The organism is Staphylococcus schleiferi, from assembly GCF_025558325.1.
Taxonomy (GTDB): Bacteria; Bacillota; Bacilli; order Staphylococcales; family Staphylococcaceae; genus Staphylococcus; species Staphylococcus schleiferi.
This window is the reverse complement of the sequence record NZ_CP094712.1, coordinates 1,507,966-1,524,964: the sequence shown is the minus strand read 5'-3', so window position 1 is coordinate 1,524,964 and position 16,999 is coordinate 1,507,966. Positions and strand designations below refer to the sequence as shown.

Sequence of the window (16,999 nt, the reverse complement as noted above, 5' to 3'; positions counted from 1 at the left end):
TTTGTTTCATCTAGCCGTATCATCAAAAGATATGAAGGTATACTTATTCAATATGATTTTAAGTGGCGAAAAGAGTTGACATAAGCTCCTGTAATCGTGTAATATAAAGTTACAATATATATTGTATTTATACCTAAAATTACAGAATCTACTAAAACAAGACAAAATGTCGTGTTTATCCCACTAATTTATTAGTGGGATTTTTTTTCGTTTTAAAGTGTATTATAATGTAATAAATAAAATAAAAGGGGGATAAAAATTTGAAAAATAGTTATATTCTCGGTTTAGATGTTGGTATCGCATCAGTTGGATACGGTTTAATTCATAGTGATTCAAAATCAGTAATAGATGCTGGTGTGAGATTGTTTCCTGAAGCGAATGTTGAAAACAACGAGGGTAGAAGAGCTAAAAGGGGTTCAAGACGCTTAAAACGAAGAAGAATTCATAGATTAGATCGAGTTAAAAATTTATTAGCACAATACCATTTAATTATTGACGACAAAATTCCTAAGAGTACAAACCCATATCTAATCAGGGTTAAGGGATTATCATCACCATTATCTAAAAGTGAGCTTGTCATTGCACTATTACATTTGGCTAAAAGAAGAGGAATACATAATGTACATGTTGTGATGGACGAAAATGAAAGTACTAATGAACTATCGACAAAAGAGCAATTAAAAGAAAATGCAAAGCAGTTAGAAAATCGATATGTTTGTGAACTTCAATTAGATAGGTTAAATGAACATTATAAAGTAAGAGGGGAAAGTAACAGATTTAAGACGGAGGATTTTGTAAAAGAAGCAAGACAAATATTAACTACGCAACAAAATTATCATGACATTGATGATCATTTTATAGAACAGTACATACATTTATTAGAAACGAGAAGAGAATACTATGAGGGCCCAGGTAAAGGAAGTCAATACGGTTGGGATGGCGATTTGAAACAATGGTATGAAAAGTTAATTGGAAGATGTACCTACTTTCCAGAGGAATTAAGAAGTGTTAAGTACGCATATTCAGCAGATTTATTTAATGCATTAAATGATTTGAATAATTTAGTAATCGCAAGAGATGAAAATGAAAAGTTAGAATATTATGAAAAGTATCATATTATTGAAAATGTCTTCAAACAAAAGAAATCACCAACATTAAAACAAATTGCCAAAGAAATAAATGTTGAAGAATCTGATATTAAAGGATATAGAATTACCAAAAACGGGAAACCACAATTTACATCATTTAAGTTGTATCATGATTTAAATAAAATATTTTTGGATAAGAAAAACTTAGAAAATATTGAATTATTAGATGAAATTGCATTTATTTTAACGCTTTATCAAGATCCATTAAGTATTAAAGAAGCTTTGGATCAACTACAGGATTTATTAACAGAGTCTGAAAAAGAAGCAATTGCACATTTGAATGGTTATACAGGGACTCATCGTTTATCGTTAAAATGTTTACATCTATTAATCGAAGAGATGTGGCAGACATCTCGAAACCAAATGGAGGTATTTACTGCTCTTAATCTTAAACCTCAAAAGTTTCAGCTTTCTAAACAGAAGCAAATTCCTAAAAACATGGTTGAAGAGTTCATTTTGTCACCTGTCGTAAAACGTTCTTTTATTCAATCAATTGAAATTGTAAATACCGTAATAAAAAAGTACGGACTGCCAGAAGAGATTGTTATTGAATTAGCTCGAGAGAAAAATAGTGAAGATCGAAGAAAGTTTTTAAACCGTATACAAAAAGAAAATGAGAATACAAGAAAACAAGTAGAGGAAGCGATTCGAGAATACGGAAATCACAATGCAAAAGGTTTAGTTGAAAAAATTAAATTGCATCACATGCAAGAAGGAAAATGCTTGTATTCTCTACAAAATATTCCATTAGATGATTTACTTAGAAATCCATCACATTATGAAATCGATCACATTATCCCGAGGTCAGTATCGTTTGATAACTCTTTTAATAATAAAGTTCTGGTAAAGCAAGAAGAAAATAGTAAAAAAGGAAACCGTACACCATATCAGTACTTAAACTCTAATGAAAGCGCTTTATCATATGCGCAATTTAAGCAACACATACTCAACCTAAGTAAATCTAAGGAGAGAATATCCAAGAAAAAGAGAGAGTATTTGTTAGAAGAACGTGACATTAATAAATTTGAAATTCAAAAAGAGTTTATTAATCGCAATTTGGTGGATACACGCTATGCAACAAGAGAGTTAGTGCAATTATTGAAATCTTACTTTAGTGCTAATGATTTAGACGTTAAAATTAAAACTATTAATGGAAGCTTTACAAATTATTTGAGAAAAGCTTGGAAGTTTGATAAAGCTCGAAATAAAGGATTTAAACATCATGCAGAAGATGCGTTAATTATTGCTAATGTAAGTTATTTATTCAAACAGTCTAAAGAACTTAAAGAAGCAAATGCTATCTTAGAAAATAATAATTTAAGTCTAAATAGAAATAAAGAGTCCAAGAATTTACTATCCGAACAAGACTTTCGCAAAATGTTTGAAATTCCTAAGCAAGTCCAAGACATTAAAGATTATAAAGACTTTAAATATTCACATCGAGTAGATAAGAAGCCAAATAGACAATTGATTAATGATAGTCTATATTCTACACGGGAAGTAAATGAAGACCATTATATTGTTCAAACCGTTAAAGATATATATGCCAAAGATAATACTAAAATTAAAGATTTATTTTTAAAAACGCCTGAGAAGTTACTTATGTATAAACATGATCCTCAAACTTTTGAAAAATTAATGCTAGTGATAAAACAATATGGAGAAGAGAAAAATCCGTTTGCCAAGTATTACGAAGAAAATGGTGAATACCTTACTAAATATGCTAAAAATGAAAAAGGCCCCACTATCAAAAAATTAAAGTATATTGGGAAAAAAGTAGGGACTCATCTAGATATAAGCAAAAATTTTCCGGGTGCAGAAAGAAAGGTTGTACAGCTCTCCATTAAGCCTTTTCGCTTCGATGTTTTTCACTCAAAAGCAGGCTATCATATGATTACTTTAACTTACATGGATATAAAGAAAAAAGAGAAGCATTATCAAATATTAAAAAATGAATATCAAGCATTGAAAGAAAGATATAAAGTACCTAGTGATGCTCAATTTATTGGTAGTTTTTATTATAATGACTTGATTTCTATTGATGATGAACTATTTAGAGTAATTGGAGTGAATAATTCTACAAGAAATGTGGTGGAATTAAATATGATTGATATTAATTATAAAGACTATTGTGACTTAATGGAAATTAAAAAAACACCACGAATTTTTAAAACAATAGGTAAAAAAACTGAAAAGATTGAAAAATATTCAACTGACGTTTTAGGTAATCAATTTAAAGTTAAACCTTCAAAAAGTCCTCAACTTATCTTTAAAAGAGGTGTCCTATAATGTCTTGGCGCATCGTCTATGCAAGTGATGTCACTAAGTTATCTTTGTCATTGAGTAGTTTGAAAATTGCTAAGGGAGATCGGGAGATTAAAGTACCTTTGAGTGATATTTTTGCGGTTGTTATTGAAGATTTGACTGTTACGGTAACAGCTAGATTATTAGTTGAATTATCTGATTATAATATTTTAGTAATTTTTTGTAACCAAAAACATTTGCCAGAATGTGTATTGCAACCTATTTCTGGTCATTTTAGTCAGTATGCACAAATGAAAGCGCAATTGTCATGGGATGAATTAAGTAAAAAAGAACTATGGAAACAAATATTGAAGCAAAAAATATTGAATCAAATTAGGTGCATGGAACATAATAATATAAACATACTAAGATTAGCTGTGAAGAAATTTATGACGATAGATTTCTTCACAGCTATTTTTTATAGTTGTAGAGAGAAGTAGATCGAGTAGACTCTTGGATCTTTGAATCCGCAATTTAAACTGATCAGCTTTACTCTCCTTTTGAAATTCGTTTGAAGTATGTTGGGTTCTTGAAACCGTGTATAGGAAAATGAGATGAAAAAGGCTAAGTAAAGTTCAAAGCTTCTCAATTCTTTAAAGGAGGCTATATTTATCAATTACTTAGGTGTTGATATTAGTAAAAGAAGTAGTGTCGTAGCTCATTATCATAACGATCAATTTCAAAGAGAATTTACCATTCAAAATAATAAAAATGGTTATAATTATTTATTAAAGTATTTGAATGATTTAGACCACCTACAAATCATTTTTGAATCTACTGGTATTTATTCAAGAGGTATGACTCGATTTTGTCGCGTAAATCAAATTAATTATATTGAGATGAACCCGTTAGAAGCTAAATTCAGAACAAGTTCTTTAAGATCATGGAAAACCGATCAAGCTGATGCACATAAACTTGCGCTTTTGGCATTCAATATGAAGGACGCTAAAATTCAACGTCATACTGAAGAAATATATTTTGAGCTTAGAGAACGTGCAAGATTTCATTTAGAAATGGAAAATGATCAAAATAAACTAAAGGTAGAATTAGTTGAAGTGCTTCATCAAACATTTCCAGGCTTAGAAAAGTTATTTAAAAATAGGTACTCTAAGATTGCTTTAAATATAGCTAAAGTATTTCCTCATCCCAATTGTGTTTTCGCATTAACACATGACGAATTAACTCATACCATACTTAATTCAACAGCTAAAGGCATGTCCATTAAAAAAGCTCAAAAGTATACGAATGATTTGATTTCAATAGCACAAAATAGCTTCCCTACAGTTAAACAATCTTCATTTCTCGTAGAGAAATTAAGACATCTATGTGATAAATTACTTAAATCTATGCATGAAAAAGATTTGTTTGATAAAGAGATGATTAAATTAGCTAAGACAACTGATGCGTTTGAAAATATAGTTTCTATTCCTGGGTTAGGAGAATTAACCACTGCTTTACTGATTGGAGAGCTTGGAGATATAACACATTTTGAAACAAACAAACAACTCAATGCGTATGTCGGAATTGATATAAAACGTTATCAATCAGGTAATTCTATGAGCAGAGATACAATTAATAAAAGAGGTAATAAGAAAGCTAGACGTTTATTGTTTCTAATCATCATGAATATCATTAGAGGACGAAATCGTTATAAAAATCATGTTGCAGACTATTACTACAAATTAAGAAAGCAGCCAAATGAGAAACCTCATAAGACTGCAGTCATAGCTAGTGTGAATCGTTTGTTAAAAACCATTCATTATCTTATTACTAACAATCAATTATATGATTATCAAAAAGCACCACACTAATGTAACCATATAATCATATACATCATAACACCTTATTCAAAAAAATTAAATTGAACGGGCTAATTTAGTAATGCTTATTTTAAACATAAAGACTTGACTAATCGTAGGAAATGAGGCTAGGATTCGTAAAATGCAAGAATTGAGAGATGTCGTTCAATTAAAAGATGAACACAATATTGAAGGACAAGCTGCAAAATATTATTTTAATAGCTTTTTTGAAGATTTTAAACGTGATGATGACAATTCATTAGAGAATGCAGTTCTTAATTATGGATACACGATTCTGAATGCAGCTATTGCAAGAACTATCGTAGCAAAAGGGCTCATTCCCGCGTTAGGTATTCACCATATAGGTGGTAGAAATCATTTTAATCTCGCATCAGACTTTATTGAACCCTTTAGACCTTTAGTAGATTTATTTTTACTCAAACATCCGCCAGAAGATTTTTTGACAAAAGCATATAGATTAAAGCTTGTGAATTTGTTACATGCGAGGGTGCTTATAGACGGTAAGATGCAAACAGTTATACGCGCTATTGAAATCATGATTCAGTCTATCATTGATTATTTTAGAGAAGGTCAAAAACAATTGCTTAAATTTCCAGATATTAAGCAATTTACTTTCTATGAGCTATAGGTTTATGAGAGTAATGATTATGTTTGACTTACCAGTTGAGACGAAAAAACAGAGGCGAATTTATAGTAAATTTAGAAAAAGGTTACTTGAAAATGGTTTTTTGATGATGCAATATTCAATTTATATTAAAAGTGTTGCCAATAAAGATGCTGCAGATTTTTCAGTTTTACAAATAAAACAATTCTTACCTCAAGACGGTCATGTAAGATCTTTAATTATAACCGAGAAACAATATGAAAAAATGCAAATTTTGTTAGGTAAGGAAGATCAAAATATAGCTTTACTCGGTGATAATCGAACAATAATATTTTAAAGGATAATTATAATGAACAATATGATTTGGGAGATAAAAAGTACGCTTATCCCAAAGACTGAAATGAACATTGGGATGTACACTTCAATATATAATGAATTTGAGACTAAGGAAGAAGATATATTAAATATCATATGTGACTATTTTCAAAAGCGTCATTCAAATAAGGATGAAACAAGCATTTATGACAGAATTAATCAAGAACAATTGCCATCTAATCTTTATCAATGCTACATGTTAAGTCACGAAGCAATAGATAAGGAACATACTTTGGCTGCTAACGCAATAATAACTAAAAAGCTCAATCGACTTTTGTCAGAACAATACGAATTAGACAGCTATTTAAACTCTATTAATGTTTTATTAGAAGATTTGTTAAACCTTGTTAAAAATGATTTACCTTTAAAAACAAAGAGATTTGATACAAAATCCTTTATTAAAAATATAGAGTTTGCGTATGATTTAGATCACGAATATAGTCGCTTAATTGTAAGATTAGAGTCACTCATACCTTTAATTGTTGAAGAGTTAAGTTATCAATCTAATAATAAAGCATTATTGATTTATTGCTATCCCGAATCTAATTTAAGTCCGAAAGAACAAATTCGATTTAGGAATATTTTAGAAGACTTAGGGGTTCCAATAATTGTATTAACAGGATCGAAACATTTTATAGCTCATGATTTAGCGCATATGAATTATATTAGAAATGAAAAGCAATTATTGACAGTAGATTTTATTAATCATTTAGTATGGGATGCGCCACTTAATTTTGAAAAACTTGAGATTAAACGTAGCTTAGAAAAAATTATTAAATTATATCAAGAGGTCATTGAATTAACACCGAAGATTTCAAATTATAATTTAGCTGATATCATTGTCTTCGAACCAATAGATATCTATGTTGTCGTAAAATACCTTAAACATGCAAAACAAGATTTTGTATTGGATATCCATTATGACAATCTACCGATTGCTGTAGCGAAATATATAAAAATGTATGATTTGAAGTTTAATAAATAAATCTAAGAGCTTATTATAGGAAAAGGCTCTAGCGCTTGGTCAATTGACTTGTAAATTAATCGATTTATCAAGCGCTGCTAAATTATTTTAGTCGAAATTGTGCGAGATTTTAAAAATGTCTAACATTAAATTTGGTTATAATAATCATAAAAATAAGCTATAATTATAGCTAGAGGTTTTAGTACTCTGTAATTTTAGGTATAAATGATACGCTTGTCTTGTAGTTCAATGGCACGTCGTTGTTTTAGTACTCTGTAATTTTAGGTATAAATGATACTTATGCCATGTTGGTATGGTTCAAACAATCGTTTTAGTACTCTGTAATTTTAGGTATAAATGATACGTAATTATTCAACTGGCGGCGATACGACAAGTTTTAGTACTCTGTAATTTTAGGTATAAATGATACAAACGTTGGGATAAAACAGCATTACCTGAAGTTTTAGTACTCTGTAATTTTAGGTATAAATGATACAAAAACTCGATTCGATTAGCAATAACTCGTGTTTTAGTACTCTGTAATTTTAGGTATAAATGATACCACGAAGCATGGCAAGAGTGGGGCGACCTTGTTTTAGTACTCTGTAATTTTAGGTATAAATGATACCTTTTGCAGGTAACTCACCCTTTACAATCAAGTTTTAGTACTCTGTAATTTTAGGTATAAATGATACTTACTCATGAGGTTTTCTGTTAAATGGTCTGTTTTAGTACTCTGTAATTTTAGGTTCTTAGTCAACATCGGTTGGCGAGACGATAACGCATTAAGCAACGTTATTTTGTTGTTTAATGCGTTTTTTATATTCACTTACAAATACCTTGGAAATGATTAAGATTCTATTCCTAAAATTCCAGAAATTTCTATAGCCATAAGAAACCCGTTTAATCAGTTTTATTTTATTATTAATGCCCTCAATTGGCCTTCGTATAATAATGCCTTTACGTTTTTATGTACATGTAATCCTAGATTTTGAGTGATTTTTAAATTTTTGACTTTAATTCCAAGCATTTCTGATATATCATTATACATAGGCACAATATCTCCTTAATGGTTTGTTTAGGCACTTACAATTATAGAGATATTTGTGCTTTTTTGATATCAAAAATTAAAATAACGGTCAGTGAATATTTCACCAACCGTTAAAAAATATACAACCTTATTTAATGCACTTGCATATTGGATACACTAAAATTCAGAATTTAATTTTTATGTTCAATATTGTTAATCACTTGTTCATATGATGCATCTGAAAGGTTAGTATGTGTTGTAGCAACAAATTGTTGTAATGCATTTTGGAAATCTTGGTTGTTTTCACAAGTATAAACTTGACTATATGGTGTTGCATCACCATCAATACGTTCTCCATTTTGTTTCGCACAGTAGATCACGCCAATTGTAGAAACCGGCACATCTACTAAGGATTCAAAATGCATTTGCAGATTTTGTGTTGCTTTCTCAGCCATTTCATATGAATCATATTTGTTAAATTGATACGTCACTTCATTCTCATGAATGTTTTCACTAAATGTATAGTGTGTTCTTAATTCTGATTGAAATTGGTTGTGATATTGGTAGGCAATGTAATGCCCTACAATTTGATGAATGTCACTTTCATCTTTTAAAGGTAAGCGTCCTTCAAAGTGATAGAATGTTTTCGCTTTTAAAGCTTTAAGATTCAATAGAATTAAACCAATATTTGTGACTACAAGAATATCAAACTGCGAAATAAAAGGATATATCGTATTCTTAGGTGCAATTTGACTTGTAGTAAATATACGATAATGACGGATTTTCTCATCATCAACAAGTGCATCCAAATCTTCAGTTAATGTCTGTTTGGCACGACGCAAGTCGAGATGATATTCACTTGAATCTTTTTCTTTAGTTTGGAATTGATATTTTTCTTGCTTCATTTTAGATATTTTATTTAACAGCTGACTCTTTGTATAAAGTTCAACTTCTAATTTGTTTTGATAAAATTTAACACGCAATAAACTGAGCAAGACAATAATAAATAAGGCAGATATGATAACCCAAATCATAATTGACATGGCATTTATCCTCCTTTCATAACCTTGTTGTAATGAGATATAAGTTAATATTTATCTTATGTTAATTTTAAATGAATGTCTAATTTCATGCATGTATAAAGTGAAAATATTTTTGAATAATAAAAAGACAGATACCACGGAGAATGATATCTGTTATATCGTACGGTCATTTTGTTGGGGTAGAAGGCCTATTGAAGCACTTCTTTTTGGATTTGGTTAAAATCATCTAATAATTGATTCATCGTCTTAGCTTGTTTGTCATCAATAGTAATAAACACTTTTCTTTCATCTTCTGTAGAACGTTCTTTACCAATGATGTCTTTTTCAGTCAACGCCGTTAAAGATTTATGTATCTCCATTAAACTGAAGTCAATCGATTGTTTGACTTTGTGCAAAGAAATACGGCGGCTATTTGTCGTTTTTAAGTGATATAAAAACAAGATGTCATTCAACTTGAGACCATGTTGCTTTTTTAATTCACTGATAATTTTCTTTCTATTTGATTCATAAAAGAAGATAGCTTCAGTTTCCATTTTAAAATGGTTATTCATAATTTCACTCCTTTTCTAAATTCTTAATACCCTAAGTCATATTATATTAAAATTTTTATAGTTTTAAAAGAATATTCTTAAGGAAATTCAAAAAAACTGTTTATGTCATTTAAAAGTACACAAAATATCCAATCCATACATGTAAAATTTTAACTGTTATTAAATAGGAATTCAATTATTTTTAAACCGAAATAGTTATTGTTCAAATGTAGGAGTGATATATTTAATAGCTTACAATGAAATAATATATAATTCAACGTAAAAGTATGAATATTAAAGATTTTTGTTATTAAATTTTCTGAAACTAAACAACTATTACTAGTATTATAATTTAATAATGGATTTGCATTGCCTAAAGATTATAATTATTATACTTAATAAAAAAATATCAAAATAATTGTGACAAATGTAGTAACAAATGTTTTTTTAACGCAAGTTGATTGATAAGTGAAAACTTATCTTGTATAATTACTGTCGTGTGTAAGCGTTTTCTAAGGAGGTGCGAATTGATGGAAGGAAATCAAAAATGCCATGTCAATCAATTGATGTACACATTAATTGAACGTGTTCCCAATGATTTTAAATTTCACGGAGAAGCAGCGACTAATTTATTTTTAAATGATCAGTTATGTTTGGAAGATGGGATAGAAATATGCGTCAACAGAATGGATTTGTTGACCGTTTTAAGTGCGATTCCTCAGAATTATCGAATTAAGGGTTTGGATAAATATGGGAAAATGGTGAATTGTGAGAAGCATCGTCTACATCAAATCGCATCTGTAGAAATTTATGAAAATGAAATATTATTACTCAATATAATTATTTATGATGTAGATAATGAAGAGTGGATGTTCCAATTAAATAATAATATTAGAATTCCTGAAAAACAAATATATTATCATTCGTTAAAATGGAATGTGGATTATATAAAACCTGAAATAGTTTTGATGTATTTATTACATGAACCTGTGAGTCAAAAACAAGTTCAATATTGTCGCCACTTAATAGATCGCATGAGTTATTATCAGTTTATTACGTTAAAAGTGGCAGTAGGCGAAGATTTATTAAGAAAGGTACTTACAGAAAGAAGTACTTATCACTAACATCTCATTAGAGAGGGAGGATAAGTACTTCTTCTTTACTTATTTTAGATAACAATGTTGGTAGCACGCTTTGACTGCGTCGTTGGCATCTTTAGTAGATATACCAAACATCATTGAGATTTCAGATGAACCTTGATTAATCATTTTTAAGTTGATATTGGCCTGTGCGAGTGCGTCAGTAATTTTATTTGCTGTGCCTACCGCTGCACTCATTCCTTCACCGACAACCATTAAAATAGCCAAATCATTTTCAACACTTAATTCGTCAATTTCGCAGCGTTGACGGATTTCTTCTAATACTTTTTGTTCTTTTCCAGCGAGTTGTGCTGAGCGCATGATAATACTAATATTATCGATTCCAGACGGCATGTGGTCAAATGAAATATGATGTTTAGCCAAAATATCAAGAATATTCACGGTGAAGCCCACTTGTCTGTTCATTAAATACTTTTTAATGTTAATGCTCGTAAAGTTTTTATCACAACTGATACCGGTTACGACATTTTTTCGATCAATTTCTCGATCATGTACAATATAAGTCCCCGGATCATCAGGTCGATTTGTATTTTTAATAACAACAGGTATACGGTAACGATAAAGAGGTTGTAATGCTTCATCATGAAAGACACTAAATCCAGCGTAAGATAACTCACGCATTTCACGATAAGTAATTTCGCTAATAATTTCTGGTTTAGAAATCACTTTTGGATTTGCCCGATAAATCCCTGAAACATCTGTGAAGTTTTCATACAAATCAGCTTTAACACCTCGAGCTACAATGGCACCAGTAATATCTGAGCCGCCACGAGGGAATGTCACAATATGATTTGTTTCAGAATAGCCAAAAAAGCCAGGGATAATGATTTTTTTATCGTAGCTTTGAAGTTGGTTGATTTGGTCGTAACTTGATTCGAGAATTTGAGCATTACCCGGATCATCTGTCACAATAATACCCGCTTCTTTCGGTGACAAATACGTCGTTGGAATCCCTTGTTCATTATTATATGCAGCAATAATTTGAGCATTAAAATTTTCTCCTGAAGATTTCAGCGCATCTAATAAACGTGCAGGCTGATCTTTTAATGTAGAAATATGGTGTTCTAATGTTTGATCGATTTCGTTTAGGACATCTGTTTTCAGTGAGAGCCCATCAATAATATCTTGAAAACGTGTTAATATTTCTTCTTTTTTATGTATATAATCCAGCCCATTAACTACTTTTTCATACAACCTAATGAGAAGATCGGTTGTCTTGATATCATCATCATTTCGTTTACCAGGTGCAGAAACAACAACGATGCGTCTATCATTGTCACTGTTTACAATGTTTAAAACTTTTTTGATTTGTTCAGCAGACGCTACTGAACTTCCCCCAAATTTTGATACTTTCATAAATTTTGACAACCTTTCTTTAATGATGCTTTGCCTATTTAGTTTGTTAAAGACTAATGGTAATATAAAGGTATATTTCTAAATTTTTAGAACTTTACAAACTTTGTGAATGAATTTATACTAAACCATATTTACATATATTTCAACTGTACTTGAATAATTTTTGAGAGAATTTAAGCGGAGGGATTTAGATGAAACAACTCAATGTTGCGTTATTAGGATTAGGTACTGTCGGTTCAGGTGTCGTAAAAATCATTGAAGAGAACCATCAACAAATTAAAGATACAATTCAAAAAGATATCCACATCAAACATATTTTGGTCCGAGACACATCAAAAAAACGTCCATTGAACATTTCTCGATATCACTTAACCGAGGACATCAATGACATTTTAAATGACAATGATGTTGATATTATTATTGAAGTGATGGGTGGGATTGAGCCGACTGTGGACTGGTTAAAAGCAGCATTGACTCAAAAGAAACATGTCATTACGGCGAATAAAGATTTGTTGGCTGTTCACTTACGTGTTTTAGAAGACCTAGCACAAGAAAATGCAGTGGCGCTTAAATATGAAGCGAGTGTAGCTGGGGGTATACCGATTGTCAATGCAATAAACAATGGATTGAATGCGAATAATATCAGTAAATTCATGGGTGTCTTTAATGGTACTTCGAATTTTATTTTGACTAAAATGACAGAAGAAGGCACACCTTACGAAGATGCTTTAAAAGAAGCACAAGATTTAGGATTTGCAGAAGCCGATCCAACAGATGATGTTGAAGGTATCGATGCAGCGCGTAAAGTCGTTATTACTTCCTATTTATCATTTAACCAAGTAATTAATTTAAAAGATGTTGAAACAGAAGGGATTAGTGGTGTAACGACCCACGATATAGATGCAGCAAAAGCATTAGGATACAAGATTAAACTTATCGGTAAGGGTGCCTATGTCAGCGGTAAAGTGGAAGCATCCGTGAAACCGACTTTAATTGCGCATTCACACCAACTTGCAGCGGTTGAAAATGAATACAATGCGATATATGTTATCGGAGACGCTGTAGGAGAAACTATGTTTTATGGGAAAGGTGCCGGCAGTTTAGCGACAGGCTCAGCAGTCGTGAGTGACTTATTAAATGTTGCACTCCAATTTGAGTCTGATCTTCATACATTACCACCGCATTTTGAATTAAAAACCGATAAAACAAAAGAAATGATGGATGATGGCGAAACAGTAACGATAAAAGAAAAGGAAAGTTATTATTTAGTGGTTAATACACCTGAAGTTTCACAAAAACAAGTCGAAGCGACATTGAAAAGCAAGCTACCTTTTCATAAGTCTCTTCAAATTGAACCGTTATCGCCTCATAGTGTAGCAGTGGTTGTTGTAGGTGTTGATCATCATCCAACAACTTACGTCGAATCAGAAGAAGGCTATCACGTACAAAAAGTATATCCAGTTGAAGGAGTTTGATAAGCATGAAATTATGGAAAGGTCTTGTTGAAGAATATCAATCATTTTTACCAGTCACAGATGATACACCTAAAGTGACATTAAATGAAGGGCATACGCCTTTAATTTATTGCGATACAATTTCTGAAATGTTAGGTATCGAACTCTACGTCAAATATGAAGGTGCCAATCCTACAGGTTCATTTAAAGATAGAGGTATGGTGATGGCAGTCACTAAAGCTAAGGAACAAGGGCGTAAAATTGTGATTTGCGCATCAACAGGCAATACATCTGCTTCGGCAGCTGCTTATGCTGCAAGAGCAGGTTTAAAAGCGATTGTAGTTATTCCGGAAGGTAAAATCGCATTGGGTAAATTATCACAAGCTGTGATGTATGGTGCAGAAATTGTTTCTATTGAAGGAAATTTTGATGAAGCTTTAGAAATCGTAAAAGAAGTAGCGCAAGACGGTGAAATTGAATTAGTAAACTCTGTCAATCCATACCGAATTGAAGGTCAAAAAACAGGTGCATTTGAAATTGTCGACCAACTTGATGGACAAGCACCCGATGTTTTAGCGATACCAGTCGGTAATGCAGGCAATATTACTGCATATTGGAAAGGATTTAAAACTTATCATGATGCAAATCAATCTGGATTACCACAGATGTTTGGCTTTCAAGCAGAAGGCGCTTCGCCAATTGTGCAAAACAAAGTCGTGAAAAATCCAGAGACTATCGCAACGGCGATTCGTATTGGTAATCCTGCAAGTTGGGAGAAAGCAGTACAGGCTATTGATGAGTCACAAGGACTTATTGATGCTGTCACAGATGAAGAAATTTTAGAAGCTTATCAATTGATGACGTCTAAAGAAGGTATTTTTAGTGAGCCAGCAAGTAATGCGTCTATTGCAGGTCTGATTAAATTACATCGTCAAGGTCGACTCAAACCAGGACAACGTGTTGTTGCGGTATTAACAGGAAATGGTTTAAAAGATCCAGACACTGCGATTGGTTTATTAGAGAATCCAATTCAAGCATTACCAAATAATAAGGAAAGTATTATTCAATATATTAAGGATGCGTTACAATGACAAAAAATAATTTGAGCTTAAAAGTTCCCGCATCGACAGCGAATCTGGGTTGTGGCTTTGATTCAATTGGTATGGCATTGAACAAGTTTTTATACATCGAGGCGCAAATCATTTCAGGTGAAAAATGGAGATTTGTTCATGAAGGCCCGCATTTGGTCGGTTTACCTGAAGATGAGGGGCATTATATGTATCAGATTGCTCAAAAAGTGGCCAATAAGTATCAAGTGACCTTACCTGCTTTAGAAATAAGAATGTTTAGTGACATTCCTCTAGCGCGAGGTCTTGGCTCTTCGGCATCTGCACTTGTTGCTGCTTTATACATCGCCAATTATTTTGGCGATATAGAGTTATCCAAGTACGAGCTTTTACAACTTGCCACTAATATTGAAGGTCATCCTGATAATGTCGCACCGACGATTTATGGCGGATTAGTAGTGGGCTATCATAATGAAGAAACACATGTCACAAGTGTTGCACATATTGATGTACCAGATGTTGATTTTATCGTTACAATACCAAGCTATGAGTTAGCGACAACAACAGCACGAAAAGTATTGCCAGAGACACTGACGCATAAAGAAGCGGTGAAATATAGCGCTATTAGCAATACCATGATAAGTGCGCTAATTCAGCATAATTATGTTCTCGCAGGTCAAATGATGGAACAAGATGGCTTGCACGAACCGTTTCGTCAACATCTTATTCAAGATTTTGATCAAATTAAAACAATTGCTCATCGTTATCATGCTTATGCCACTGTTTTATCAGGAGCGGGGCCAACCATTTTAACGATGGTAAAAAAAGAAAACAGCGGTCCGCTTGTGCGCGCATTACGCAAAGAAGTTAAAAGTTGTCATTCAGAGTTAGCAACTGTAAATACAACAGGTGTGGTGAGCGACGTCATTCATCATTATTAAACAGGTACCGTGTCGCGTTTGATTTACATATCAAATAAGATGGAAACTTGACACTGAAATATTATACATTTAGTCTAATGTGGGCTTTAAATAAAAGGTGCATAGATGTACTCTTTACGTATGTTTTTGTATGAAAGTTTGTACATTATTAGTCATCTTTGCCGTGGAAGGGTGGGACGAATCCGAATTGATTTCTGTCTCACTCTTCTTTTTTATCTGTGTTGATTCATTAGTGCACTATAAAAGGACTTTATTTGTTATTTACCAATCGGTTTGATTGTATATGTTCGGAAGACTATTGTAAGATATAAACAAGTTGAAAGGAGATTGTTAGATGAAAATTGAATTAATTGTAATGGATATGGATGATACATTAATGACTTCTGAAAACCATCTTTCAGAAAAAACAAAATCTTATTTGCTTGATCTACAAAATGAAGGTTATAAACTTGCTTTAGCTTCAGGTCGTCCGACTGAAGGGATGTTACCGACAGCAAAAGAACTTAAAATGGATCAGTATGGCAGTTATATAATGAGCTATAACGGTGCTCAAACAACTGATTTAGCTGCTGATAAGGTTGTATCAAAAAAAGATATTGAGAAGGAAGAATTTGATAAAATTGTAGATTTTTGTCGAGAACATGATTTATTTGTTCTTACGTATGATCACGGCAAGATTATCTATGATGGTGAACATGAATACATGAATCGAGAATCTGAATTGACTGGTTTAGAAATGGAAAAAGTAGATGATTTGAAAAGTTACATTCAAAAATCAGTTCCGAAAGTAATGGGTGTTGACTTTGAAGAAAACATTGAAAAAATTACTAAACAATTCGGAAACGAATTTAATGAAGCTATCGACATGACTACAAGTAAACCATTTTTCCTAGAATTCATGAGAAAAAGCGTTTCAAAAGGTGCAGCCATTGAAGCGTTAGCGGAGCGATTGGATATTGATGTAAATTATATTGTAGCTTTTGGTGATAGCGCCAATGATTTAGAAATGTTTAAAACTGCTGGGACTGCAGTTGCAATGGATAATGCATCTGATGAAGTAAAAGAACAAGCAGATATGGTAACCAAAAGTAATGATGAAGATGGAATTCCATACGCGTTAGAACAACTTATAAACAAATAAGCAGCACTCGGACTCGTGAAATAAAATAGATTAAAGCCGTACACTGTTCGCATATAAAAATT

At 31.8% G+C, this 16,999-nt stretch carries 15 protein-coding genes, 1 pseudogene and 1 CRISPR repeat array; of the genes and pseudogenes, 11 read left to right on the top strand and 5 right to left on the bottom strand.

Going from position 1 to position 16,999, the window contains the following annotated elements; all coding sequences use genetic code 11:
- Positions 1-260: 260 nt before the first annotated feature.
- The 6 genes from cas9 (at position 261) to MUA40_RS07150 (ending at position 7,236) form a co-directional block, all read left to right on the top strand.
- On the top strand, positions 261-3,437 hold the full coding sequence (gene cas9 / locus MUA40_RS07175) for a type II CRISPR RNA-guided endonuclease Cas9 (RefSeq protein ID WP_194368697.1): 3,177 nt from the start codon (positions 261-263) through the stop codon (positions 3,435-3,437).
- Complete coding sequence (locus MUA40_RS07170; protein WP_016424982.1) at positions 3,437-3,892, top strand: CRISPR-associated endonuclease Cas1; 456 nt, start codon at positions 3,437-3,439, stop codon at positions 3,890-3,892. Before cas9 ends, MUA40_RS07170 begins: the two co-directional genes overlap by 1 nt.
- A gap of 171 nt (positions 3,893-4,063) precedes the next feature.
- On the top strand, positions 4,064-5,263 hold the full coding sequence (locus tag MUA40_RS07165; RefSeq protein ID WP_281182775.1) for an IS110 family RNA-guided transposase: 1,200 nt from the start codon (positions 4,064-4,066) through the stop codon (positions 5,261-5,263).
- A gap of 130 nt (positions 5,264-5,393) precedes the next feature.
- Positions 5,394-5,900: a type II CRISPR-associated endonuclease Cas1 gene (gene cas1 / locus MUA40_RS07160; protein ID WP_016424984.1), complete on the top strand. Its 507-nt coding sequence runs from the start codon at positions 5,394-5,396 to the stop codon at positions 5,898-5,900.
- The gene (gene cas2, locus MUA40_RS07155; RefSeq protein ID WP_316251769.1) at positions 5,890-6,213 is read left to right on the top strand and encodes a CRISPR-associated endonuclease Cas2; all 324 of its coding nucleotides are present in this window, start codon (positions 5,890-5,892) and stop codon (positions 6,211-6,213) included. The genes cas1 and cas2 overlap by 11 nt, the downstream gene beginning before the upstream one ends.
- 12 nt (positions 6,214-6,225) lie before the next feature.
- Positions 6,226-7,236 (top strand): hypothetical protein, encoded by a 1,011-nt coding sequence (locus MUA40_RS07150; RefSeq protein ID WP_016424986.1) that lies wholly within the window; start codon positions 6,226-6,228, stop codon positions 7,234-7,236.
- A gap of 175 nt (positions 7,237-7,411) precedes the next feature.
- Positions 7,412-7,910: a CRISPR direct-repeat array (repeat unit 36 nt; unit sequence GTTTTAGTACTCTGTAATTTTAGGTATAAATGATAC).
- Between the two features lie 90 nt (positions 7,911-8,000).
- On the opposite strand, the pseudogene MUA40_RS07145 reads toward MUA40_RS07150, so the two are convergent.
- The 4 genes and pseudogenes from MUA40_RS07145 to MUA40_RS07130 all read right to left on the bottom strand — a co-directional run.
- A pseudogene (locus MUA40_RS07145) lies at positions 8,001-8,156 on the bottom strand (transposase); the annotation flags it as partial.
- On the bottom strand, positions 8,129-8,266 hold the full coding sequence (locus MUA40_RS07140; RefSeq protein ID WP_016424987.1) for a hypothetical protein: 138 nt from the start codon (positions 8,264-8,266) through the stop codon (positions 8,129-8,131). The pseudogene MUA40_RS07145 and the gene MUA40_RS07140, both read right to left, overlap by 28 nt.
- A gap of 170 nt (positions 8,267-8,436) precedes the next feature.
- Positions 8,437-9,288, bottom strand: coding sequence for a hypothetical protein (locus MUA40_RS07135; protein WP_016424988.1), 852 nt, complete (start codon positions 9,286-9,288; stop codon positions 8,437-8,439).
- A gap of 188 nt (positions 9,289-9,476) precedes the next feature.
- The gene (locus MUA40_RS07130; protein ID WP_016424989.1) at positions 9,477-9,839 is read right to left on the bottom strand and encodes a transcriptional regulator, SarA/Rot family; all 363 of its coding nucleotides are present in this window, start codon (positions 9,837-9,839) and stop codon (positions 9,477-9,479) included.
- A gap of 509 nt (positions 9,840-10,348) precedes the next feature.
- Here MUA40_RS07130 and MUA40_RS07125 point away from each other — a divergent pair.
- The gene (locus tag MUA40_RS07125) at positions 10,349-10,942 is read left to right on the top strand and encodes a hypothetical protein (RefSeq protein ID WP_262569320.1); all 594 of its coding nucleotides are present in this window, start codon (positions 10,349-10,351) and stop codon (positions 10,940-10,942) included.
- A gap of 39 nt (positions 10,943-10,981) precedes the next feature.
- Here the strand turns inward: MUA40_RS07125 and MUA40_RS07120 are convergent, their stop codons facing one another.
- Positions 10,982-12,334 carry an aspartate kinase gene (locus tag MUA40_RS07120; RefSeq protein WP_167732846.1) on the bottom strand — a complete coding sequence of 451 codons (1,353 nt, stop codon included), beginning with the start codon at positions 12,332-12,334 and terminating at the stop codon, positions 10,982-10,984.
- 191 nt (positions 12,335-12,525) lie between these two features.
- Between MUA40_RS07120 and MUA40_RS07115 the strand changes: the two genes are divergently transcribed.
- The 4 genes from MUA40_RS07115 (at position 12,526) to MUA40_RS07100 (ending at position 16,937) form a co-directional block, all read left to right on the top strand.
- Positions 12,526-13,809 carry a homoserine dehydrogenase gene (locus MUA40_RS07115; protein ID WP_016424992.1) on the top strand — a complete coding sequence of 428 codons (1,284 nt, stop codon included), beginning with the start codon at positions 12,526-12,528 and terminating at the stop codon, positions 13,807-13,809.
- 5 nt (positions 13,810-13,814) lie between these two features.
- Positions 13,815-14,879 (top strand): threonine synthase, encoded by a 1,065-nt coding sequence (gene thrC / locus MUA40_RS07110; RefSeq protein ID WP_016424993.1) that lies wholly within the window; start codon positions 13,815-13,817, stop codon positions 14,877-14,879.
- Positions 14,876-15,796, top strand: a complete 921-nt coding sequence (gene thrB / locus MUA40_RS07105) for a homoserine kinase (protein ID WP_016424994.1) — start codon at positions 14,876-14,878, stop codon at positions 15,794-15,796. Before thrC ends, thrB begins: the two co-directional genes overlap by 4 nt.
- 334 nt (positions 15,797-16,130) lie before the next feature.
- The gene (locus tag MUA40_RS07100; RefSeq protein WP_126496132.1) at positions 16,131-16,937 is read left to right on the top strand and encodes a Cof-type HAD-IIB family hydrolase; all 807 of its coding nucleotides are present in this window, start codon (positions 16,131-16,133) and stop codon (positions 16,935-16,937) included.
- The last annotated feature ends 62 nt before the right edge of the window (positions 16,938-16,999 follow it).